Annotated in this window: 27 protein-coding genes and 1 tRNA gene; 15 read left to right on the plus strand and 13 right to left on the minus strand. The window is 44.7% G+C overall.

The window, feature by feature from the left end; all coding sequences use genetic code 11:
- Positions 1–132 precede the first annotated feature (132 nt).
- On the plus strand, positions 133–411 hold the full coding sequence (locus K0H60_RS12145; RefSeq protein WP_220055891.1) for a hypothetical protein: 279 nt from the start codon (positions 133–135) through the stop codon (positions 409–411).
- Positions 412–586: 175 nt separating this feature from the next.
- Here K0H60_RS12145 and K0H60_RS12150 read toward each other — a convergent pair whose 3' ends face one another.
- The 3 genes from K0H60_RS12150 to K0H60_RS12160 all read right to left on the minus strand — a co-directional run bounded on the left by K0H60_RS12150 (position 587) and on the right by K0H60_RS12160 (position 1,796).
- A complete protein-coding gene (locus K0H60_RS12150; RefSeq protein WP_220055892.1) occupies positions 587–829 on the minus strand; it encodes a hypothetical protein in 243 nt (80 codons plus the stop codon).
- A 75-nt stretch (positions 830–904) separates the two neighbouring features.
- A complete protein-coding gene (locus K0H60_RS12155) occupies positions 905–1,561 on the minus strand; it encodes a toxin YdaT family protein (protein WP_220055893.1) in 657 nt (218 codons plus the stop codon).
- 31 nt (positions 1,562–1,592) lie between these two features.
- The gene (locus K0H60_RS12160) at positions 1,593–1,796 is read right to left on the minus strand and encodes a Cro/CI family transcriptional regulator (RefSeq protein ID WP_220055894.1); all 204 of its coding nucleotides are present in this window, start codon (positions 1,794–1,796) and stop codon (positions 1,593–1,595) included.
- 58 nt (positions 1,797–1,854) lie between these two features.
- Here K0H60_RS12160 and K0H60_RS12165 point away from each other — a divergent pair, with 58 nt between their 5' ends.
- Positions 1,855–2,577 (plus strand): helix-turn-helix transcriptional regulator, encoded by a 723-nt coding sequence (locus tag K0H60_RS12165; protein ID WP_258405739.1) that lies wholly within the window; start codon positions 1,855–1,857, stop codon positions 2,575–2,577.
- Between the two features lie 211 nt (positions 2,578–2,788).
- Here the strand turns inward: K0H60_RS12165 and K0H60_RS12170 are convergent, their stop codons facing one another.
- The 4 genes from K0H60_RS12170 to K0H60_RS12185 all read right to left on the minus strand — a co-directional run bounded on the left by K0H60_RS12170 (position 2,789) and on the right by K0H60_RS12185 (position 6,446).
- A complete protein-coding gene (locus K0H60_RS12170) occupies positions 2,789–3,454 on the minus strand; it encodes a RusA family crossover junction endodeoxyribonuclease (RefSeq protein WP_220055895.1) in 666 nt (221 codons plus the stop codon).
- A 133-nt stretch (positions 3,455–3,587) separates the two neighbouring features.
- The gene (locus K0H60_RS12175) at positions 3,588–4,964 is read right to left on the minus strand and encodes a hypothetical protein (protein WP_220055896.1); all 1,377 of its coding nucleotides are present in this window, start codon (positions 4,962–4,964) and stop codon (positions 3,588–3,590) included.
- Positions 4,965–5,026: 62 nt separating this feature from the next.
- On the minus strand, positions 5,027–5,701 hold the full coding sequence (locus tag K0H60_RS12180) for a hypothetical protein (protein ID WP_220055897.1): 675 nt from the start codon (positions 5,699–5,701) through the stop codon (positions 5,027–5,029).
- Positions 5,702–5,843: 142 nt separating this feature from the next.
- Positions 5,844–6,446, minus strand: a complete 603-nt coding sequence (locus K0H60_RS12185) for a hypothetical protein (protein WP_220055898.1) — start codon at positions 6,444–6,446, stop codon at positions 5,844–5,846.
- 154 nt (positions 6,447–6,600) lie between these two features.
- Between K0H60_RS12185 and K0H60_RS12190 the strand changes: the two genes are divergently transcribed.
- The 11 genes from K0H60_RS12190 to K0H60_RS12240 are packed head-to-tail and all read left to right on the plus strand — an operon-like array spanning position 6,601 to position 11,161.
- Positions 6,601–6,951: a hypothetical protein gene (locus K0H60_RS12190; RefSeq protein ID WP_220055899.1), complete on the plus strand. Its 351-nt coding sequence runs from the start codon at positions 6,601–6,603 to the stop codon at positions 6,949–6,951.
- Positions 6,952–6,992: 41 nt separating this feature from the next.
- Positions 6,993–7,340 (plus strand): hypothetical protein, encoded by a 348-nt coding sequence (locus K0H60_RS12195; RefSeq protein ID WP_220055900.1) that lies wholly within the window; start codon positions 6,993–6,995, stop codon positions 7,338–7,340.
- A gap of 36 nt (positions 7,341–7,376) precedes the next feature.
- The gene (locus K0H60_RS12200) at positions 7,377–7,652 is read left to right on the plus strand and encodes a hypothetical protein (RefSeq protein ID WP_220055901.1); all 276 of its coding nucleotides are present in this window, start codon (positions 7,377–7,379) and stop codon (positions 7,650–7,652) included.
- Entirely contained in the window at positions 7,653–7,925 is a 273-nt protein-coding gene (locus K0H60_RS12205) for a hypothetical protein (protein WP_220055902.1), read from the plus strand. It abuts the gene before it with no gap.
- A complete protein-coding gene (locus K0H60_RS12210) occupies positions 7,922–8,161 on the plus strand; it encodes a hypothetical protein (RefSeq protein WP_220055903.1) in 240 nt (79 codons plus the stop codon). Before K0H60_RS12205 ends, K0H60_RS12210 begins: the two co-directional genes overlap by 4 nt.
- Positions 8,161–8,688, plus strand: coding sequence for a class I SAM-dependent methyltransferase (locus K0H60_RS12215; RefSeq protein ID WP_220055904.1), 528 nt, complete (start codon positions 8,161–8,163; stop codon positions 8,686–8,688). Before K0H60_RS12210 ends, K0H60_RS12215 begins: the two co-directional genes overlap by 1 nt.
- Positions 8,685–9,248, plus strand: coding sequence for a hypothetical protein (locus tag K0H60_RS12220; RefSeq protein ID WP_220055905.1), 564 nt, complete (start codon positions 8,685–8,687; stop codon positions 9,246–9,248). The genes K0H60_RS12215 and K0H60_RS12220 overlap by 4 nt, the downstream gene beginning before the upstream one ends.
- A gap of 9 nt (positions 9,249–9,257) precedes the next feature.
- Complete coding sequence (locus tag K0H60_RS12225; protein ID WP_220055906.1) at positions 9,258–9,566, plus strand: hypothetical protein; 309 nt, start codon at positions 9,258–9,260, stop codon at positions 9,564–9,566.
- A 14-nt stretch (positions 9,567–9,580) separates the two neighbouring features.
- The gene (locus K0H60_RS12230) at positions 9,581–9,739 is read left to right on the plus strand and encodes a hypothetical protein (protein ID WP_220055907.1); all 159 of its coding nucleotides are present in this window, start codon (positions 9,581–9,583) and stop codon (positions 9,737–9,739) included.
- A gap of 1 nt (position 9,740) precedes the next feature.
- Positions 9,741–9,968: a hypothetical protein gene (locus tag K0H60_RS12235; RefSeq protein WP_025007743.1), complete on the plus strand. Its 228-nt coding sequence runs from the start codon at positions 9,741–9,743 to the stop codon at positions 9,966–9,968.
- Between the two features lie 5 nt (positions 9,969–9,973).
- On the plus strand, positions 9,974–11,161 hold the full coding sequence (locus K0H60_RS12240; RefSeq protein ID WP_220055908.1) for a site-specific integrase: 1,188 nt from the start codon (positions 9,974–9,976) through the stop codon (positions 11,159–11,161).
- A gap of 157 nt (positions 11,162–11,318) precedes the next feature.
- On the opposite strand, the gene K0H60_RS12245 is transcribed toward K0H60_RS12240, so the two are convergent.
- A tRNA-Pro gene (locus tag K0H60_RS12245) sits at positions 11,319–11,395 on the minus strand.
- Between the two features lie 360 nt (positions 11,396–11,755).
- Here K0H60_RS12245 and K0H60_RS12250 point away from each other — a divergent pair.
- Positions 11,756–13,939 (plus strand): sensor domain-containing diguanylate cyclase, encoded by a 2,184-nt coding sequence (locus tag K0H60_RS12250; protein ID WP_220055909.1) that lies wholly within the window; start codon positions 11,756–11,758, stop codon positions 13,937–13,939.
- Here K0H60_RS12250 and K0H60_RS12255 read toward each other — a convergent pair.
- Positions 13,936–15,402, minus strand: a complete 1,467-nt coding sequence (locus K0H60_RS12255; RefSeq protein WP_220055910.1) for an alpha/beta hydrolase — start codon at positions 15,400–15,402, stop codon at positions 13,936–13,938. The two genes, K0H60_RS12250 and K0H60_RS12255, sit on opposite strands and share 4 nt — an antisense overlap.
- Positions 15,403–15,566: 164 nt before the next feature.
- Between K0H60_RS12255 and K0H60_RS12260 the strand changes: the two genes are divergently transcribed.
- Positions 15,567–16,127, plus strand: a complete 561-nt coding sequence (locus tag K0H60_RS12260) for a DUF6942 family protein (protein WP_220055911.1) — start codon at positions 15,567–15,569, stop codon at positions 16,125–16,127.
- A 127-nt stretch (positions 16,128–16,254) separates the two neighbouring features.
- Here the strand turns inward: K0H60_RS12260 and nadE are convergent, their stop codons facing one another.
- From nadE to adk, 4 genes are all read right to left on the minus strand, one after another.
- Positions 16,255–17,085: an NAD(+) synthase gene (gene nadE / locus K0H60_RS12265; RefSeq protein WP_220055912.1), complete on the minus strand. Its 831-nt coding sequence runs from the start codon at positions 17,083–17,085 to the stop codon at positions 16,255–16,257.
- A gap of 209 nt (positions 17,086–17,294) precedes the next feature.
- A complete protein-coding gene (locus K0H60_RS12270) occupies positions 17,295–18,599 on the minus strand; it encodes an inosine/guanosine kinase (RefSeq protein WP_220055913.1) in 1,305 nt (434 codons plus the stop codon).
- Positions 18,600–18,789: 190 nt separating this feature from the next.
- Positions 18,790–19,836: a ferrochelatase gene (gene hemH, locus K0H60_RS12275; RefSeq protein ID WP_220055914.1), complete on the minus strand. Its 1,047-nt coding sequence runs from the start codon at positions 19,834–19,836 to the stop codon at positions 18,790–18,792.
- An 80-nt stretch (positions 19,837–19,916) separates the two neighbouring features.
- On the minus strand, positions 19,917–20,561 hold the full coding sequence (adk, locus tag K0H60_RS12280; protein WP_220058159.1) for an adenylate kinase: 645 nt from the start codon (positions 20,559–20,561) through the stop codon (positions 19,917–19,919).
- Positions 20,562–20,609 lie beyond the last annotated feature (48 nt).

Here is a 20,609-nt window from a genome sequence, read left to right on the forward strand (position 1 = left end):
AGCACAAAATTGACGAAATACCCATGTATACGTAACATGTAATCGCCTCTCTATAGGTATTAAGCCCGCGCTTAGTCGCCAAACTTCAGCGGGCTTTCTTATTTCAACAACTCACATAGCAAAGGAACTGCCATGACTAACGCCCACCGAACAAAAGAACAGTACGAACAAACCCAAAGGCTTCACGCAGAGCTTGGCAAACAAGCGTATTCACTAGACGTATTTGGTGACGAACTGGCCGAGCGCGAAAAATATAAAGGAGTGTCAGGCATTGACGCTGTACACCTGTATATCTGCTTAAAATTTTGCTGGAAGCCAAGCGATGTTCGAGCGATGACCGAGCAAGACCTTCGATTCTTACTGACTCAAGAAATGCACAATTGGATCTTGCCAAAAGAAGCGCGCGTGTAGACTCACAACCCGAAACCTCGGCCTGTGACTTCAAACAGGCCGCCTTACAACGCAAAATGGCAATTTGATTTCGAACAACAGGATCTAAATCATCCAAACAGTTACCATCAATTTGATTTGCTGACATAACCCCTCCCTCCCTATAGATATTAAGCCCGCGCTTAGTCGCCAAACTTCAACAGGCTTGCACATTCCCGCTAACGCCCACCGCTGCGCCAAGCACAACAGCGCCAGCTGGTTTATCGCGATAGTGCAAACAACGTGGTGGTTGAAAACCTTGCACAATAGCCGCGGCATAAATACCAGCCATCGCTTGCGACACAGGCGCATAACGCTCAACCGCGGCGTTGTTTACCATTCGGGTGAAAAAATACCGTTCGCCCGATATTTTTATTACCCATTCTTCGGTGTCTTCCATAAACCCTCCGTCACCGTTCAATAAGTGCTCTCTATCGATATTAAGCCCGTGCTTAGTCGCCAAACTTCAACAGGCTTATTCGTTACTGCCTTCGGCCAACTTCTCGCTTTGGCGTAAGGTACACTTGGGTAAATCGGTTGCCCGCTTGCCCACCAAAAACGGATACGCCAACTCAAGTGCCGCCATACTGCCCTGCGTGGTCGCAGCCGACTCTTTAAGTTCTTTATAAGCCAGCAGAACTTCGTCTTTACTTGGGTTAGCCACCAAATGAATCACCGCAATTTGCGCCTCGGCGTTCTCTTTAGTCAGTTGCGCCGCCATATCGGCAACATGCAACACATGGCCATCACTCATACGGTCGGCAATCACGGTTACCCCAGTGCAGCCAAACACATCGTTGAGATACTGCACCCGCAAATGCTCAGGCAACGCCGCCACTAATGCCTGCTCAATATGGAACAAGCGATCAACCTGCGGATGCTGCCCCTCATATTGCCCAAGCCAACGGAACAGCTTTTGCGCATTTACCCGCGCGTTGTTATGCACATCATCAGTGCGCGCAAAGCTAATGCCCTCGGCGGCCAACACCTCAGTAAGCCCAAGGCGCTCAACTGCCTCCACAAAATCCATTGCCAAGTTAAAGCGGCTCATCTTGGGCAGCTCAAGCACCCGATGGATGGTCCTCATTAACAAACTCAAACGGCTATCGCGTTTATGTGAACTGGTTTTCATGCTCCCTTCCCTCCTTAAGCCTAAAGTGAACCTAAGCCGCACTCGACGGCTTTGGGTTATCTAACACAATAACGGGGTTAACCTTGAGTGCGCCTTGGGTTAGGCGCTCAATTTGATAAGCGCGGAGTTCGGGAACATCTGCCCCCCATTGACTAATTGCGGAAGGTTTGATCTTCAAAACCTGAGCTAGCTTGGTTTGGGAACCATAAAATTTGACTGCATCATCTTTTGTCATTAGTTGATCTCCACACAAATAGGTAAGTTTTCTTACACAATAAAAAGAAAGGAAACTTATGTCAACAAAAGATAAGATCACTTACATGAAAACACTCGGTCAACGCATACGCGAAAAGCGTAAAGATTTAGGTATCACCCAAAAAGCACTTGGCGCTTTAGTTGGGGTGTCTGCTGTTGCAGTAACTCAGTGGGAAAAAGATGAGACAGCTCCAAAAGGCGCAAATTTATTTGCACTTGCGAAATCCTTGAAATGCGATCTGAGCTGGCTTCTAAATGGACAAGTCACACTGAAACCTGAAACGAATGCTGAATGGGCAGGTGGTTTTGACCTGTGGGACAACGATAGTCCGCTCGGTGATGATGAAATTGAAATCCCGTTTTATGTTGACATCGAATTGTCAGCAGGTGAAGGCATTGCAGAAGGTGTTGAGTATAAAGGCCCCAAGCTCCGCTTTGCCAAAAGTAGCCTTAAGCGCCAAGGTGTTAACAGTGAGCATGCTGCATGCGTAAAAGTCAATGGCAACAGTATGGAGCCAGTATTACCTCACGGTTCTACGGTTGGTATTGATACAACTGCCACCGAGATCACCGACGGTAAAATGTATGCAATTAATCACGATGGTATGATGCGCGTCAAAATGCTCTATAAACTCCCTGGTGGCGGCTTACGCCTCCGCAGTTATAATATAGACGAATATCCAGATGAACGTCTCGATGCTGACCAAGTCAAACAAGTTAAAGTTATCGGTAAAGTGTTTTGGTATTCTGTACTGCTATAAATAAATTTAATTCCTATATTATCTATGAATAGAATTTTTATAGCCTTATTTGAAAAACGCCTATTTATCAGCTCATTTTAACTAATCAAATACCCTTATAATCAACTACGATGTAAGTATATATCATTCATATTTCCAATCTAAAAACTGCATAAAGATATATTAGTGATAACTCGATTATTCTGCACTATTTATACATTTTATTATAGAACTATTCTATGTAATCCTTCATTTTAAGCATCGTGTATTCGCTCAAACGTCCTTTATGGAATACCCTTTGCATTTTATTTTTTCTTCTTGTTGCCCTTAAGTAGCCTTCCATTTCAATTGCAGACTTTCTAGTTAAGTATTGTGTTTGCAAATGATTATATGCATCTACTCGGTCTGTTATATTAACATGCTTAGTAATTGGCAAGTAAAGGTCATTATCAATTTCTACAAAAACCAACCCTGCTTTAGGTATCGTTTCGTTTGGGTTAAACTTTAATGTTAGAGTAATTTTGCTATTCGCATTATCATAATAATTCACCCATTGGACATGTACGTCATCTAGTTGATTATCATCAATCAGCACACCGTCGATACCACAACAACTATCAATTAATGGTTTAAGAATATTATCTAGGTCTGAAGAACTAGATGTTTCTAATCTTGTTTGTTCGTTTAACTGCCACGTCAAGTGAAACGAAACATCACCAGACAAAAAATAATTAAGATGACTAAATGCAGATCTTATAGTGTCCACTAATTCTTCTTTTCGTTTAGCATTTTTAGATTGGACTGACACGGGAGATATATCTATATCGAGATATATTTCTCCCTCATCTCTTAAATCCTCTAACCAGCCAAGCCCATAATCCAAAGTAAAAGTAGCCATATTCACATTGCCTTAAAACGACAAGCTCGCGGTACATATGCCGTAGAGCGTTTTATACGATATGGAAAAACGCGATTAAAAAATGAACGGCAAATGCCTATTTGAATAGTCATAATAATATCTAATTCCTTCATCAGCGTTTCATTTTGTTGCGAATAGCAAATGTGAGCAATGCAACCTGTACAACACAATATAGTCGCCCAAACCCAGCTAAAAAGTTATACATAATTAATAATAACCAGTCCCCTTCAATATATGAGAGCAGTGTCTCCTTTGTTGGCATAACAAAGAAAGGTAAAAAATCCCTTAAACTAAAAAATATGGAACGAACTACACTCCAATTAACATGAAAACCGAAACCAGTATAAGCTACCCCAACTAAGGAAAGCACTCCCAGCACAAATGAAATATATATACAAAGAGAAATAATTGCTTGCGAAGGTTTTTCGCCATACCCACTAAGATATTTATAGGTTATAAGAAAAAAATATACCAAGTAATTTTTGTCATTTCTTGCATTTACAGTAGCCATTTCTTTTTCTAAAAAATGCCACTTTGACACAAGCGAATAATCTCTTTGGTCAAATGCAATTTTCTTAAGTTCTCTGTAAATTTCTTCAGCTTTAGAGGTGGAATCATCCTCTATCTCTTTATATTTGTCAGGAAATTTGCAATTAGTAAATCTTAAATACTCTAGATTTAATGAGGATAGCTTTATTTTTCTAGCATCAATATTTTCAAGATATGCCTTACCACCATTAAACTTACAATATTTAAAATTTATGAAATCTCTAATTTCATTATCATGATAGTAAAGGTTTTTATCGAAAACTGAGTTAACTATACGAAATTCTGAATTATCATTATATTTAACATTATTTATTTCAACGTCTTGAGAAAATATCATTTCGTCGAAATAAATTGAACAGCTATAGATATTTTCCTTGCACCATTCTACCCGGTTAATCCTTAATCGGCAGTCAAATTTTGATGTATGAAATACCATAGTCCCAATTTTGCTATCACGAAGCTCAGAGCGTCTGTTAATTGTAGAAGATGTTACTAAAAGCTCTTCTATCTCCATATTATGAGCATGAAACCCATCCATCTCACAATTATTAATTCTTAAAGATTTAATTTTTCCGTTAGAAAATGATCCTAAATTGTAACAACCGTTAAACTGAAATATCTTTTCTTGCTGACAGCATGAGTCAAATGTGTTAGGGTAACTTTCAGGAAAATAAATTTTATCAAAACGAATCATCTGTTCGTTTTGCTGTTTTTCTATCAAAACTTCAATCTGCTTATCAAACTGACTTTTATCGAATTGACGTGATTTAGGGTTGTATTCAGCCTTTTCACCAATAAAAAATCCCTTCGCTGCAATGTAATACTTCGGGGTATGCAATAAACAGAAGTGATGCCCATTTTTATCTTGATAAACTATGTCTGGTGAAATAGTCCTACAATCTGCTATGTTAGAACCACCCCAGTGGTAACATGTTGCCACTTCTAATACTCCCTAACTAATAAAATTGCCAAACTGCGATTCATTTATGTACCTATCTGTTTTTACTTGTTAGCTGCTATTACAAAACTTCTTACCGATTTATTTAGCTCTTGTGAAACAATGTGCATTAGCGAAATCACACTTTGAATGTATTCTTTGCTAATCACAATTTGTGAATATTTCACTTCTACACCAAAAGATCCTTTAGCAATTTTATTTTTGAGATCTTTCCCACCATCATGAGCCCAAGCGTTACGAATTACTCTAACTTCTTCATCAAGTGTATTTACTGAAGATAAAAAGTCCTTGGTTGGTGCGGATGGTATACCTATTTTACTGAAACAATTAACCATATGCCTAAGCTTACTTATATTTTTTTTACTTTTCTTTTTCGGCAAGCTTTCTTGGCCAGAGACGTGAATATACATTTTCTCCATTTCAAACTCGAACGCCGCCCATAACGTTAAAAGCATTGCTTGCCGTTGATAGATTGGCATTATTTCAGTAAACATTTCACGTAAATCATATTCCTCTTCGGTAATACCCTCTATATGCTCGATTTGTTTAATACTGATTTCCTTATCATCAGCTGAAAATTGAAACCATTGTTCAACTTCTGTTACTTCAATATGCTGTTCAATATCATCTATAAATTCAGAAATTTGTGATTCTTGTTTATTATTAAATGCTCTAATAATATATAACTCTTCAGATATAAAGCTGGGTAATATTTTCACAATTACTCCGTTATTTTATTGTGGCTAAATTTCACTATTTGGCTGATACAGTGACGCTTAGACTGAACACAGTTGGACAATTTTTGAATGCGATGATATCAGCCATTCTATTATATCCCATTCTACACATCTATTAATGAAACTATTGATTATTTAAAAAACCACTTTGGCTAAAACTTGCGCTATACTCACTACCGTCAAATGGACACATGAATGTAACCTTTAATCTATTTTTAAAATCTTTAAATGAATTAGCGTAATGAGCAGTACCCGATAATTTAGACATCAAAGTAATATCTAAACCAAGTAAACGACTGTATTCAGCATAGTTATAATAGTTACTTTGTGAGCAGGGTGATGTGCTCTTAAATCTAATTTCGACAAAAGTAACAAAACCTGCCAATGATTCAAATAAAACCTCATTATATATATCAGATACAGTAAAGCTCCCTGCGCGGTTAACCTGTGCACCATAGAGTGATGAAACGTAACTAACAGGCTCGCTAATATGCTTGTAAGACTCTAATAAATTCCTATGGGAACTACCACTTGAATTAGCTACAGGGTTCTTTTCATCGATATTAACCATAGTCTGTTTCACACCTTCTGGACACTCCTTATCTTGAAGGACTAGCTTACCGTCTATATGACATTTATAGATCGTGGCATACGCACTTTGCACCGATGTCAATATCACCATCAAACAAAAAATAGCAGAGCTGCAAACTCCATTTAAAATCATCATAAAACCCTCCTTAGTTCAATCGCTTACTCTACATTACCACTCGCCCAAAAAATCACCAAAACAAAAACACCAAAAAATAAGTTATCTTATCGTTTGACGTTTGCAGTAAGTTATCTTATCTTTCACTTTGTACCCCATAACCGAGGACAGGGAAATGATTCTAGCGAAAGTTCAAACCTCAGCAAAACAGCGTGACGAGTTTCGTTTACTGGTAGCGATTCGTTTTGCTTGCTTGATGGCCGTGACCAAAGGCCACCAAAACCCAATGGATTGCCCACGGGTACAACAGCGCTGTAACGATTTAGTGAAGCACCTTGCTTACAACCATCCTAGCCCAGCCTTCCATAAACAGTTTTTTGGCCATGCTGGCGAACTCGGCAACAGCTTTAGCCTGCGCTTTACCGAACCCAAGCAGGGTTTACACGGCAGCATCACCGTTTGGCGCAACGACCAAGCCCCAAACAATGTGCATCAGCTTATGCCTGCCCCACAGGCAGCGCATTAGCAACTATCGGCATCTGTAGCGGCAACCGAGGGAGAGAAACCATGTTCTTTGTATACGGCGTATCCATGACTCTAGCGAGAAAAGAAGCGGCGAAAAAGTGCAGCCTACACGAAGGCACCTACCCTAACCGCCGCGAACTTAGCCCAACTGAGTACCAAGCCAAGCTAACTGAAATGGCCGAAGCGAAGTACGAAAAAATGCGCCCGCAAAAGCTGTCGCATTCGCTCTCTACCCCTGCATTGTGCAGCCAGTTTATCGCGCTGGCACAACGCCAAGACCAATGCCGCGACCTGCATATTCGCTATCGCAAGCCCACTGGCAAAGTGAACCCCAAAACCAAGAAAGAAATCATCGCTTGGGAAATCTACAACGGCGAAATCGCCGCTTAACAACGGATAGCGAACAAACAAGAGAAGGAAAGCAGCATGAACTACTTACTCCCAGGCTTTGAATCCAAACGGCGCATTGAGTTATTGCTTTCGCTTACGCGCATTAGTTCGCCCGACGTCATTGCCGCATTAACGCTGCATTACACCAGTGCCCTACCCGCCGAACGCGCAGCTGCGCGCCACGGTATTGAAGTGTCGAACTTTGTGCGCGGGCAAAAGAAGTTAGAACAAATCGCCGCCAAGGTTGAGGCCATTAAAGCCATCGACTGGGCCAAGCTGCAAACAACTCCGCAAACAGAACAGGTGGCCTAGATGAAGCAAGTCGCGGCGTTTCGACACCTGTTAAACCATTACCGTAGCCATAAAGCGAACTTGCGATTAAAGGCCGCGAGTGGCGACAAGGTACAAATTGCGTTGGCACTGGGCGCGCTCGATTGCCTGTACTGGCAAGCATTAGGCAACGACCTAATCAACCTCGCCAAAGGCATTAACCGCACCATTGTGCATTCGTATCGATATCACTCAATGCGGTTGCCATGCCATCCGCACCATAGTCACTCAAGCAATAACAAGGAGGTCGCATGAACACGTTCAGCACTAAAGAGGGTGTCGTGACTTTATCTAAGCCCTACTCCACGTTGATGTGCGAGCAACAACAAATCGAAGTTAAGTACACCCCTAACCATTGTCAGGGTTGGGGAATTAGTAAGGTGTTTAACGCCATTGAGTGCAGCAACTTTAGCCAAGCGGACGCTGAGATATTTGCGCTTAATGCAGAGTCGAAGCTCAAGTTAACTGAAGCAGCAAAGGATGGTAACTGATGGATAAGACAATTTTAGATCCATGCTCTGGAAGTCGAATGATGTGGCATAACAAAACCAATCCAGCGGTAATCTTTGGAGACATTCGTAGCGAGACGATTACCGTTACTGACCGTAGTCATGGCAAACATGATGGCTCACGAACAGTCAATATTGAACCCGATACTTTAATGGATTTTCGTGCGCTGCCATTTCCTGATTGTACATTCAAATTGGTTTCGTTCGACCCGCCTCATTTAGTCCGCGCGGGCCCTAAAAGCTGGCTTGCAGCTAAGTACGGAAAGCTAAGTGATAACTGGCGCGACGATCTAACGAAAGGCTTTAGCGAGTGCTTACGAGTTCTTGAACCTCACGGCGTTTTAATCTTTAAGTGGAATGAAACTCAGATAAAAGTTCGTGAAGTTTTAGAACTTGCACCAATTAAACCACTATTTGGCCATATCAGTGGCCGCAAGGGTTTAACACATTGGCTCGTTTTTATGAAGCCAGTTTCAAATACCAGCGAACAAAAGGCGGATGCAGCATGACTAAACGCAGAGTGTTATTAGACGGCAACGGCTCAAGCCAAATCAACGTAGAAGGCCTTGGGGTTTACGTTCCTGCCAGCGAGCTCGCACGATTTAAGCAAAAGCTTGGCATCGAGGTTCAGCAATTGAAAGACCAAATTAAAGCCATGGAATTGGATCGCTCAACCCATATCGATGATATAGGCATCGACAGATTCACCAATGCGATGCGCTCAAAAATGGCCTACGCCAGAGCTAAAGGCCGCAGTGGTTGGGATGATCCAGCGCAGTGTTCAGGAGAGCAATTAGCCGCGGCATTAGTTGAACACTTAAGCAAAGGCAACGAAGGCACATTCGAGGACGTTGCCAACTTCGCCATGATGCTGCACCAGCGTAAGGAGTCGCCAAGTTTATTGGTTGATGCTATCGCAAATTTAAACGCTACAGCAGGCAATGAACTTGAAGGCTTACGTGACGCCATACAAGCGTGTGAAAACCAAGGGTATAGAGTGATGTTCGGTAACTGGCAAGTTACTGGCGCCATTCTTTCTGATGGTGAAGTTGTATTAGTTCAACAATAGGGGGGAATTATGGGATGGGCTAACTGTGGTACCGACAGTAAAGGCAGGCCAATTGGCTATGCCTTTCCTGCAACCTGTGATCATCCTGGTTGCCATAAGCAAATCGACCGAGGTCTTGCTTATGCATGCGGTGGTATGCATGGAGAAAATGAGATCAGCTGCGAGGGTTATTTCTGTGAAGCGCATAGACCAACCTTTGTCGAACATTGCGGCCGTACTCATCAAATTTGCAGTCAATGCACCAAAGCATTAATCGAATCTGGTGAATGGCAAGAAGATGAGGATGAAGGTTGTTTAACGCAGGTAGGTGCAGCATGACGATGAATGATCGAATGAATCATCTAATTTCAGAAAACTCAGAACTTAAAGCCAAGGTCGCTGAACTTGAACAGCAAGTTGTCATTCTCAGCCAGCGCCCTAAATTCGATTTATCGACAACTGAAGGTCGTGAACAAGCCGTTATCGCTCGATTAGAGCTACTAGGAGTCTAAAATGTCCTATAAAAAACCGTCCAAACTAATGAGGGCCAGTGAATGGTCTGAACGTGAGTTTGCAGCTAATTCGGCGCCACAAAATCGCACCATTAAAGGTTGGATTTTACGTGGTGTGATCCGCGGGATCATCGTTGATAACAAGGTGTATGTTTATGAAGACCAACACTTTGGCGTGGCGCCTGCCGTTAGCAGCGCGGTGTCTGAATTAATTGCAGCCTCAAGGTAATTATCATGGTTCGCCCAAAAAAGTCGCACAATAAAAATCTGCCCCAGCACCTTTTGTTTGATAGTTCTAAGGGCACTTACCGCTTTACGTTGGTAAATGGTGTTCGCAAAACACTCGGTAAAGATAAGGTGCAGGCGATTCAAATTGCGGTTGAGTACAACCGCATTATGCGACCGACTGTTGGGCTAAGTGTGGATCAGTTGATTGAAGCCTCGAGTGAATCGCCTCTGGCTAATGGCCAGTCCTTTGCCAGCCATGTGGACCGACTGTTAGAACTGATCTTTAAAGAAGAAATGCCAAGTAAACAACTGGCCAGTACCATGCGCAACGATGCCGAACGGGTTAAAGCCTATTTTGCGGAGGTTCGCAGCCAAGATATTAGCCTTGAGCATATCAACGGCTATTTAAACCAATATCATCCTGATGCCAGCCCCAATGTGCATAACCGTAAGTTGGGGTTCTTAGAGAAACTGATTAACTACGCGATCGACCAGTCCATCATGTTAGATAATCCGGCCTCTCGAAAGATGAAAAAGCGTAAGACCAAAGGCAAAGAACGCCAACGCCTAAGCTTTGAAGTGTATCAACAAATCCATGCCGCGGCGCCATTGTGGTTACAAACAGCAATGGATCTTGCGTTGCAATCAACCCAAGCCCGCCTTGAAGTGTCGCGGATTAAATACAGCATTAAAAAACCTAAGGACGGCCAATGCGGTTGTCTATGGTTTGATGAACCTGTCGATGGCATTTATGGCACCCTATTTATTCACCGCCAAAAGGTAGAAGAAAAAGAAGCCAGCCATGTGGCCATACCGATTGGTGAAGTATTAAAGGCCATTATCGATAAAAGCCGCGACGGGTTACTTTGCCCTTATGTGGTTCATCGCCGACCAGACAAACTCAATAAGCAAAGTGTGGCCACAGACCACCGCTATCAGCTTGATCCTAATTACCTTAGCAGAGCCTTTTCGGCATTAAGGGATGAGTTAGGTCTGTGCGACCATTTAGAAATGAGCCAGCGCCCGACCTTCCACGAGATCCGCGCGCTATCTGCCAGATTGTTTTCTGATATGGGTGTTGACCCTCAAGGTCGGATGGCTCACACCGATGCTAAATCCACCAAAATCTATGTGCGGGATCATCTGCAATGGACCGAAGTTCCACACGCTGAGATTAAAATTAGCCATAAATAAAACTAAGGCAACCAGCATACATGGCCACTGTTATTTTGAAATCCGTTTCACCCCCATTTCACCACCGTTTCACCACCTCTAAGCAGTAAAATGCCAAATCACAGACACAAAAAAGCCCGCAATTGATTAAGATTGCAGGCTTTATTGTTTATGAATTTGGTCGGTATGAGAGGATTCGAACCTCCGACCCCTGACACCCCATGACAGTGCGCTACCGGGCTGCGCTACATACCGAAAATGTCGTGCTTAAATAAACTATCTTAGATAAGCTTAAGCACTTGTTACTTAAGATGCTATTGAGTGGGGTTCACCTTAAGTGAGCCAGACTTTAGCAATTGCCTCGCCTCTGTGCAAGTGCTTAGTGAAATGAGTTTGATCAACTGCTTAGTTTCTGGTCTGTGTGGCGATTTTTTGCCAGAAACCATATAGCCGCTAGCAGGTAAAACCATGGTGAATGCCAGACTGTGAGCTAAGACCAACTTAAGCCACCTGTTCAATATCAAATTAAGAAACTTCTGCTAAGCTAGATATAATTTATAGTTTCAGTGCAATCGATTGCTTTTTAAGCATAATTTTGACTAAAGGGACTTATCTTTGCGTGTATCAGCTCTGAATATTGCCCATCTAAAGTTAGCCACCTTTCTCGGCCTACTGGGTTTAGTGCTCAACATCTACCCTATTCCACTTTTTGCCAACGTCCAGCTTATTTTAGGCAACGCGGCGGTGGTGATTGTGGCCATCTTACTCGGGCCTTGGTATGCCCTGTTTACAGCCCTATTTACGGCAACGGGTTTGATGTTGGCTTGGTCCAGTGCCCACGTGTATCTGGTGTTTTTGCTTGAGGCGCTGTGGTTAGGGTTTGCGCGGCGCAGAGACTTCCCCATACTCTACGCCAGCATTTGTTATTGGCTGTTATTAGGCTTGCCATTAATGGGCTTATACCTGTGGCTCATCACGGGGATGCCGACTTACCACATTCCCTTTACCACGGTAAAACAAGCTTTTAATGGCATTTTCTACACTACCTTAGGTGAGCTTTGTGTGGTGGCACTCCCCAGTTTGTGGCACTTAAAAGATAAGCTGGTAAACCATACTCGCCGAACCATGAGTGCGCAGCTTAGCTATCTGTTTATTTTGATTACCACCATCAGCTTACTGACCTCATCCCTCGTGTTTAATCATTATTTTATGGATAAACAACAGGTGTTGATTAATCAAAACCTCAATGACACAGGGATCTCCCTTGGCCACGCCACCGAAACTTATATCAGCACTAACACCCGTACTATTGCCAGCATAGGTAAATTTATCAGCGTATCGGGTTTGCCATTCGAACAATGGCAACTCGTCCTCGATAGTGTTCAAGGGTTAACCCCCAGTTTTACGACTATGTTTATCGCCAATGAAGATGGCGACATAGTGGCGGGCAGTCCACTTGAGAAACTTAACCAAGTTAAGCTGTTACCACAAAAGGTGAATGTGCTGGATAGGGATTACTTTACCCAAGCTTTTATTCACCATAACACCTTTGTCTCGCCGGTATTTATTGGCCGTGGGCTCGGCAAGGACATCATCATCATCGCCATCAGTGCCCCGATCTCTAAAGAAGAGTCTAAAACTGCGATTGGCATTGTTGAGGGCAGTCTCGATTTAAGTTACTTCTCCAATATTGACAAGCAAAATCAACACCATGAGACGCAATCCATTATCTTATTGGATGAGAAGAAAAATATTGTTTACGCCTCGGAAAGACTCGGTCTACAACCCTTAACCCCTTTCAACTATGTCACGGGTAGCACTGAGTATCGCACGCGATTACAGTTGATGAATATCAATCAGGAGGATACTGAAACGCCTGAGTATATTTACGCCCACCATAAACTCAAAAATGGTTGGCATTTGTATGTGGTTGAGCCGTTTATCCCTCTGCTTACCTTAGCCCAAGAGCAATATACTAAGACCATAGTGCTACTGTTACTCAGTATGGTCGGCGCCATTATTATCGCCAAAGCAATCAGCCGTTTAACGACTACTCCCCTCGCCTTACTGGCGCAACATTTTAGCCAAAAGAAAGACGGCAGTATCAATGAGGAAAAGTTTGAACACGAGCTACTCGATAACAGTACGCCAAAGGAAATCTATAGCCTGTACGAGAGCTTAGAAGCCAATCAGCAAGCGCTGCTTAGTCATCAACTCGAGTTAGAAGATAAAGTAAAACAGCGCACTATGGATTTGGAAATCGCTAACCGCAAACTCAAGGATATGGCCGAGCGGGATTCCCTCACCAATTTGTACAATCGGCGTTATACCGAAAAGCAATTCCTGAAAATTCAAGACTTGTGTGAACGGGGCCAAGATGCCATTGCCGTAGTATTACTCGACCTCGACTTCTTTAAAAAAGTGAATGACACCTACGGCCATCTGGCGGGCGATGAATGCCTACGGGTGATGGCGGAAGTGTTAACGAGTCACTTTAAGCGTGATGTCGATTTGCTGTGTCGTTATGGCGGTGAAGAGTTCGTCTTGATATTACCTATGTGTAATACCTTGAAAGTTGAGCAACATCTTAATGGCTTCCGCGAAAAACTCGCCAGCGTGGTGATTACGAACCCAGCCGATCAAGTCACTTTTAGCGTCACAGTCAGCATAGGCGCCATCATTGCCGATGCCGCTTACAGCTCAACGCTTGAAGTTTGGTTAAAACAAGCGGATGAGAACCTGTATAAGGCTAAGGAACAAGGGCGCAACTGCGTGGTTTGCACCCTAGTCACAGTTTAATCGGGCATATGCGCGGCACGATATTGGTCAATCCGCGTCAGCATATAGGGGAAAAACGGATTCCATTTTTGGCGTAACATTTCCGCGGCAGGCACGCTATACACCCCACGCTCGCCACGGGATGAGGCAGCGCCAATTTGGATCCGGTGTAATTTTTCATTGGTTTTAATGCCGTATAATCCATCATCTTCATTAAAGGGTAAGGCCACATGGGACAGAGAATACACCCCCGCAGGCCAATGCAAAGATAAGCTTTCCAGCGCTGGCATACTATTATCTTGAGGTATAAAGCCGAACTCCCGCGCTTGAACCTGAGTCGTCTCGCTATCCTGATTTTCAATCAAGGTGCCACGGTAATGGATAGAGTCGGAGGATGCCGGTAATAACGCGAGCAGCGGATCATTTGCCATCAATTTACTGTTGATCACAGTGCGGTTCATATCAAACAACACTAACTCATGGCCTTTCTCGGGCAAAACTTGGTAAAGCAGGTTCACCACCGCGGCGCTTGAAACCGTCGCATCTGCAACGGATTGAAAGGTTAATATGTCAGGAATATGCTCACGTTGTGCAGGTGTTAACCCACTTAATAGACTTTGATTACGCAGCGCTAATTGGTAGACCACATCGCCGGCGTTCACCGCAAAAGAGGTGTATTTAAAGGGATCGTATTCCATCTGAATACTGTTCCACTGCAATTTATCTAAATCGAGTAAACGGCCAATCCAACTCTGCCAACGAGCAGCAGCCGCAATCGGTGCAAGCCCAATAGCGGGCGACATAAAAATCATTCCCGCATAATCGGGATCTTTCTCCTGATTAATAAGCTCAAGTTCATGGTTTAGCGCTACCGCGGCGCCCGTTGAAAAACCAATCACAAACAGAGGTTTACCTTTAAGCTCTTGTTTCATATGCGCCGTAGCCAAGTTCACCGCCGCGGCTAAGTCCTGCCAGTAGAGGCTCGTTAAACCACTTGGAATGGTGCCATGGCCTGGGAGTCTTAAGCCAAGTACATGGGCTTTCCCCTTAAAATGTGCTGCCACATTGGACATGGCATAGGGCGAATCGGACATACCATGGAGCAACAGTACGCCAAAGGGCGCATTGGCCTTAGGCCACTCGAAGGTGCGATTCCAGTTATGGGGCCAACGGGCGGGATCCGACAGACTGTTTTTAACGTAGCGATTCACGGGTGAAGCATCCGTCGCCGAGACTTTTTTAAGGACCTTATTGTCCACTTCGGCAAATAACTTATCTTCTAAGGCGATGTAATCACTGAATTTGTCTAATTTAGTGTTGTAGCGAAACTCGTTTTTCAGTTCAGTAGTGTGCCAAAGGGAGAGATCGGGTCTGGCATTGAGAAAATGTATGCCTGTCACCAACAGGGCGACGGCGATCCCCAAACAGGCATAAAATGCCGCGAAAAATAAATGCTTGGTTGAGCCTATGATGATGGCTTTCATTCTCGTCCCTTGGATCCCATAAAATGCGCAATCAAATTATAAGGTTAGATAAAAAAAAACCTCAACTTTCATATTTAAGATTTGATCTCGCGACAATTTAGTTTCGGCTGTATTCCTAAGTTAGGGTAAAATCCACCCCACTTTTATTCCCATATTCGACTGTTATGCATATTGGCCCAGCCGCAGCGACCTATGCGTTTTATCTCCCCAATCCCCCACTCTTACCTGAAGATTGGCATTGGGAGCAAGATAACGCGATAGCAGAACTCATCGCCTTAAATGGCAATCACTGGCGTAAGATCTTCACAATTATGGCAAAATTTTGCGCGCCCGGAGAGGATTGGCGCGATTATCGCGACAACTTATTACTCAAACAGCGGCAAATGCTGCTAATAGGTGCCAATACCCTCTCGCCTCATGCCAAGATTCATATTGTCTGTGGGCAAGCTGCCGCCACGGCATTAGGTATTGCAGCCGATAACCATATCACCACGGCCCCTCAGCAAAGAGACAATAAGCAGACAACTAACCTGCAAACTGTGCAGCAAATGGCCCCGCAATTAATGCAAGACTCACAGGCTAAACTGCAAGACGTCACGGCAGCGATGCAGTCGCAGTCTGGACACTTAAGCTGTGTACTGCTCACGCCTTATTTAGACTATCGCCAATACTCAAACGCTTTGATTGCCCTGACGCGTAACCATCTCCAAGCGAAACAAAGCTAAAGAATAGGACTCAGCTTGATCCAAATAGGCTCGCTCCAACTTGGCGAGATGGCATTAAGCTTTCGCACATAAAAAAGCACCCCATCAGGGTGCTTTTCTTTAGTTTTCAGACGGTAACCGTCTTAAATTAATCGTAAATAGTGGGGATAGGTTGACGCTTATGCTGCGTGGCCTTGTAGATATTGATAAGTTTTTCTTCAATATCCTTGCCGACTTCTTTCCCTTCAAGGAAATCATCGATTTGCTCGTAGGTCAGCCCGAGCGCGACTTCATCTTCCAGTAGCGGTTGATTGTCTTCCAAATCCGCGGTTGGCGCTTTATAAACTAAGGACTCTGGCGCGCCCAAATATGCCGCAACTTGACGTACTTGGCGTTTGTTAAGGCCAAATAAAGGCGCAAGATCGCAGGCGCCATCACCCCATTTGGTATAAAAACCGGTGATATTCTCGGCGCTATGATCGGTTCCCACTACAAGCCCGCCCACTAAACCGGCTAACTCATATTGGGCAATCATGCGCATGCGCGCTTTCACGTTACCTTTAATAAAATCAACTTTTGCCGCATCCGGTGAATGCAATCCCGCTTCGACAAAGGCAGTTAAAGTCGCCTGATGCACACCATCGACCCCTTGATGCACATTGATGGTGACTAATTTGGTCGGCTGAATAAATTGGCAAGCTTGCTGAGCTTCGTGCTCATCTTTTTGAATTTGATAGGGTAAGCGCACCGCAATAAACTGATAACCGCCGTCAGGATACTCGCTATTGAGGCTATCAACGGCCAACTGGCATAAACGCCCCGCTGTCGACGAATCCACACCACCGCTGATCCCAAGGACCAAGGCTTTGCTGCGGGCAGCTTGCAGTTTAGATTTAATAAACGCCACACGGCGCTGCACTTCGAACTCAGGATCGATTGTCTTGAGTACCTTCATTTCTGTTAAGATCTGCGCTTTCACCGAAATTCCACCTTAATATTCGCTGTTATTGGGAGCAGTGATTCAGCTAACGTTATCATTTATTCGGGTCTGCCTGTAGCAAAAATTAACATCCACAGGGTTAATTGTTGAGAAAACGTCATTGGCTCAAGTTTTCGTCTATCCCAAAAAACAACAAGGGCAATAACGGTTTGCCGCTATTGCCCTTATTTACTCAAGCCAGTACTGACTTATCTTTCCCAGTAGGATTCTTCTAAACTGTCTTCACGCTCAGGTAAACCACGGGAGAGACGCGGACTATGCTGCGCCAACACCTCGTAAGCCACGCGGTTAGCGTACTTACAAATTTGCGAGAATGACGAATAACACAGACCATCACGCTTGTGCTTGCTTGAGCCTGGCACATTGGTCTTGTGGAAGGTATTGGCCGCCAAATCGTGCAATAACGCCGATAACGCGCCATCACCGGCGCCGTTAGTGTTGCCGATTTTCTCGGGGCCGCCCATGTAAGGCGAAATATGGGCAAACACTTTAATCGGGTTTTCGCAGTCACGCTTCAACTTCGGACGCGAGAACTCATAACGGTTAAATTCGGGGATAGCACCGGGCAGCAGTGTATGGCTGGTTTCACGCTTTTCGGCATCATCGGTATAACCTGCGGTATAAAGCCCGATGGGGCCCGCGGTGGTTAACACCATATCACACCACTCGAGGGCTTTTTCGCTGGCAAGCAGCGGATCGCGAAATCCGGTTAAGGCCTCGCCTTCATCTTCGTTCATCGCCAAAATGGTTACATGCTCTTGGATAAAGTTTTGCCACCAAACGGGATCTTCTTCGATTAAGAAGCGGGTGCCTAAGGTCAATACCACGGGGACGTCGGCGGCTTTGGCGTATTCAATCGCACACATGGCCGCATCGGTGATCCTGTCGCCGCCGCTGGCGCGCATTAAATAGGCGGTTAATACCAAGGCAGAGCTGCCCTGCACTACGTCTTTATCAATGTATTCTGGGGTTAACTTGTCCATCGCCCCTTTACTGATCGCAAAGGTACGCTCACCGCAATCCGAAATCAGCGTGAAACAACGGCCGATAGGACCATCGACGGGTTGCAGGAAGTTAAGGTCAACCTTAGAGGAAGTGTTACAAAGATAACGGTAGGCGTAACTACCAACTTCGATATTTTGGCTCATCACCCCAAACAGCACTGAGCGGTCATCGGCCAAAATAGAATAATTGTGCACTGTGTTACCAATAGTGCCGCCCGCGAACTCATCACTGATCAAACCGTGTTGTTTCAGCTCTGTATACAGGGCATGCGCTTGCTCGTCATTGATCAGAGTCGAATTGCCCTTAGGTAAACCATAACGGCTGAGCAACTCATCCTCTACCTTGGCTTCGATATCCACTAGGGTTTGATCTATACCGCTGACATAAGTCGCAAAGGGTTGAGGTTGCTGGGTTAATTGCTCAAGCAATGGGTCACGGGTTTTGACCGGGAAATAATGTTTCGATTTGCGCTGACCGGGAAACTTCATAGTGGCTCTCTTTTCCTGGCATCCATGCTAATGGGCATTACAACGAGCGTTGGCTCATCGTGTCCTAAAAATAATGAGTCTAGGCTAGAGAGATAAAAAATCCACTCCCGAGCCACAAAGGGCGCAGATTCTACCATAAAATCAGCATGAAACTAGGCCGTGTTTCGGTTTCAACGGGAGAAATTTACCGTCACTCTGCGCGTATCCAAGGTTGAGCTTGTTCTTGCACCAGTTGCCTGAGCAGCTCGATATGGAGCTCATCATCATTTAAACAGGGAATAAAGTGATAGGCCTCGCCGCCCGCATGCAGGAAAGTCTCTTTACCGCCAATGGAAATTTCTTCCAAGGTTTCAAGGCAATCGGTGGCAAAGGCTGGGCAAATGACATCGACACTTTTTACGCCTTGGCGAGGTAAATCGGCCAGCAACTCATCGGCATAGGGGGTTAACCACTCTTCTTTACCGAAGCGGGATTGGAAACACACCTGCCATTGCCCTTCGGTTAACTCCAGCGCCTGCGCTAATAACTTGGCCGTCGCGCGGCACTGCTCAGGATAGGGATCGCCTTCGGTGGCATACCGCAACGGAATACCATGGAAGGATAAAATCAACTTATCGGCCTGCCCGAGGGTTTTCCAATGGCGCTTAACCGAATGTGCTAAAGCCGCGATATAGGCTTCATGGTCGAAATACTGTTTGCTGAAACGCAGCTCAGGAATGTCACGCACTTGGGTAAAATACTGCGCCACAGCATCGAACACACTAGCGACAGTGGAGCAGGAATATTGTGGATACAGCGGCAGCACCACGATACGTTCGGCGCCTTGGGCCTTGAGTTTGGCAAAGCCGCTCTCAATCGAAGGATTGCCATAGCTCATGCCGAGTTCTACCGGAATGGTTTGATTAAAGGTCGCGCTCAGATCCGTGGCTAACTTTTGCGCCTGCTGCTCACTTATCACCATCAGCGGTGAGCCCTGCTCCGTCCATACGCTCTGATAAAGTTTGGCCACCTTGGCGGGTCGGGTGTTAAGGATTATCCCCTGCAAAATCGGCTGCCACAGCCAAGGGGACAAATCGACGACCCGAGGATCACTTAAAAACTGTTTGAGGAATCGCTTAACCGCTTTGGGAGTGGGTTCATCAGGCGTGCCGAGATTGACCAATAACACGCCAAACGCAGGAGAGGGAGAAGTCAATGTGTTACCTTTTATCAGCCAAATACCTCGGCAGGCTAACATTCAGTTGCCAATAAAAAAAGCCTGCAATAGCAGGCTTTTTCCTAATATGAGAACTTGTTCTCGAATTTAGCGAATGATGCTTATTTCAGCACGCTGGCTAACTGTTCACTCACAGCCGCTACCGACTGAGTACCATCAAACTTGTGGTATTGAGTGTTACCCGCCGCAGCCACTTTGCCATAGTATTCAACCAATGGCTTAGTTTGCTCGTGGTAAATGCCTAAACGCTTACGCACTGTGGCTTCTTCGTCATCTGGACGGATTGCTAAGTCTTCGCCAGTCACATCATCCTTGCCTTCCACTTTAGGTGGATTGAATACCACGTGGTAAACACGGCCAGAACCTGGGTGAACGCGACGACCGCTCATGCGCTTAACGATTTCTTCGTCTGGCACATCGATTTCGATCACGTGATCAATGCTGATACCGTTTGCCGCCATCGCATCCGCTTGTGGGATAGTGCGTGGGAAACCGTCTAACAGGAAACCTTTAACACAGTCGTCCTGTGCGATACGCTCTTTAACCAGTCCAATGATCAGATCATCAGAAACCAGTTGGCCTGCATCCATCACTTTCTTCGCTTCTAAACCCAGCGGAGTACCGGCTTTAACGGCAGCACGTAACATGTCGCCAGTAGAAATTTGTGGGATACCATACTGTTCCATAATGAACTGGGCCTGGGTACCTTTACCGGCACCTGGGGCGCCCAATAGGATAATGCGCATCTCAAGAGTCCTCTTTTTCGCATTGATATTCTTCTTAGGGCGGCGATC

The sequence above is a fragment of the Shewanella mangrovisoli genome (genome assembly GCF_019457635.1).
Classification (GTDB): domain Bacteria; phylum Pseudomonadota; class Gammaproteobacteria; order Enterobacterales; family Shewanellaceae; genus Shewanella; species Shewanella mangrovisoli.

Excerpts from the sequence above, each read along its gene's own strand:
- K0H60_RS12145 (WP_220055891.1), top strand. The coding sequence starts at position 133 with ATGACTAACGCCCACCGAACAAAAGAACAGTACGAACAAACCCAAAGG.
- K0H60_RS12150 (WP_220055892.1), bottom strand. The coding sequence starts at position 829 with ATGGAAGACACCGAAGAATGGGTAATAAAAATATCGGGCGAACGGTAT.
- K0H60_RS12155 (WP_220055893.1), bottom strand. The coding sequence starts at position 1,561 with ATGAAAACCAGTTCACATAAACGCGATAGCCGTTTGAGTTTGTTAATG.
- K0H60_RS12160 (WP_220055894.1), bottom strand. The coding sequence starts at position 1,796 with ATGACAAAAGATGATGCAGTCAAATTTTATGGTTCCCAAACCAAGCTA.
- K0H60_RS12165 (WP_258405739.1), top strand. The coding sequence starts at position 1,855 with ATGTCAACAAAAGATAAGATCACTTACATGAAAACACTCGGTCAACGC.
- K0H60_RS12170 (WP_220055895.1), bottom strand. The coding sequence starts at position 3,454 with ATGGCTACTTTTACTTTGGATTATGGGCTTGGCTGGTTAGAGGATTTA.
- K0H60_RS12185 (WP_220055898.1), bottom strand. The coding sequence starts at position 6,446 with ATGATGATTTTAAATGGAGTTTGCAGCTCTGCTATTTTTTGTTTGATG.
- K0H60_RS12190 (WP_220055899.1), top strand. The coding sequence starts at position 6,601 with ATGATTCTAGCGAAAGTTCAAACCTCAGCAAAACAGCGTGACGAGTTT.
- K0H60_RS12195 (WP_220055900.1), top strand. The coding sequence starts at position 6,993 with ATGTTCTTTGTATACGGCGTATCCATGACTCTAGCGAGAAAAGAAGCG.
- K0H60_RS12200 (WP_220055901.1), top strand. The coding sequence starts at position 7,377 with ATGAACTACTTACTCCCAGGCTTTGAATCCAAACGGCGCATTGAGTTA.
- K0H60_RS12205 (WP_220055902.1), top strand. The coding sequence starts at position 7,653 with ATGAAGCAAGTCGCGGCGTTTCGACACCTGTTAAACCATTACCGTAGC.
- K0H60_RS12210 (WP_220055903.1), top strand. The coding sequence starts at position 7,922 with ATGAACACGTTCAGCACTAAAGAGGGTGTCGTGACTTTATCTAAGCCC.
- K0H60_RS12215 (WP_220055904.1), top strand. The coding sequence starts at position 8,161 with ATGGATAAGACAATTTTAGATCCATGCTCTGGAAGTCGAATGATGTGG.
- K0H60_RS12220 (WP_220055905.1), top strand. The coding sequence starts at position 8,685 with ATGACTAAACGCAGAGTGTTATTAGACGGCAACGGCTCAAGCCAAATC.
- K0H60_RS12225 (WP_220055906.1), top strand. The coding sequence starts at position 9,258 with ATGGGATGGGCTAACTGTGGTACCGACAGTAAAGGCAGGCCAATTGGC.
- K0H60_RS12230 (WP_220055907.1), top strand. The coding sequence starts at position 9,581 with ATGAATCATCTAATTTCAGAAAACTCAGAACTTAAAGCCAAGGTCGCT.
- K0H60_RS12235 (WP_025007743.1), top strand. The coding sequence starts at position 9,741 with ATGTCCTATAAAAAACCGTCCAAACTAATGAGGGCCAGTGAATGGTCT.
- K0H60_RS12240 (WP_220055908.1), top strand. The coding sequence starts at position 9,974 with ATGGTTCGCCCAAAAAAGTCGCACAATAAAAATCTGCCCCAGCACCTT.
- K0H60_RS12255 (WP_220055910.1), bottom strand. The coding sequence starts at position 15,402 with ATGAAAGCCATCATCATAGGCTCAACCAAGCATTTATTTTTCGCGGCA.
- K0H60_RS12260 (WP_220055911.1), top strand. The coding sequence starts at position 15,567 with ATGCATATTGGCCCAGCCGCAGCGACCTATGCGTTTTATCTCCCCAAT.
- K0H60_RS12270 (WP_220055913.1), bottom strand. The coding sequence starts at position 18,599 with ATGAAGTTTCCCGGTCAGCGCAAATCGAAACATTATTTCCCGGTCAAA.
- hemH (WP_220055914.1), bottom strand. The coding sequence starts at position 19,836 with ATGTTAGCCTGCCGAGGTATTTGGCTGATAAAAGGTAACACATTGACT.
- adk (WP_220058159.1), bottom strand. The coding sequence starts at position 20,561 with ATGCGCATTATCCTATTGGGCGCCCCAGGTGCCGGTAAAGGTACCCAG.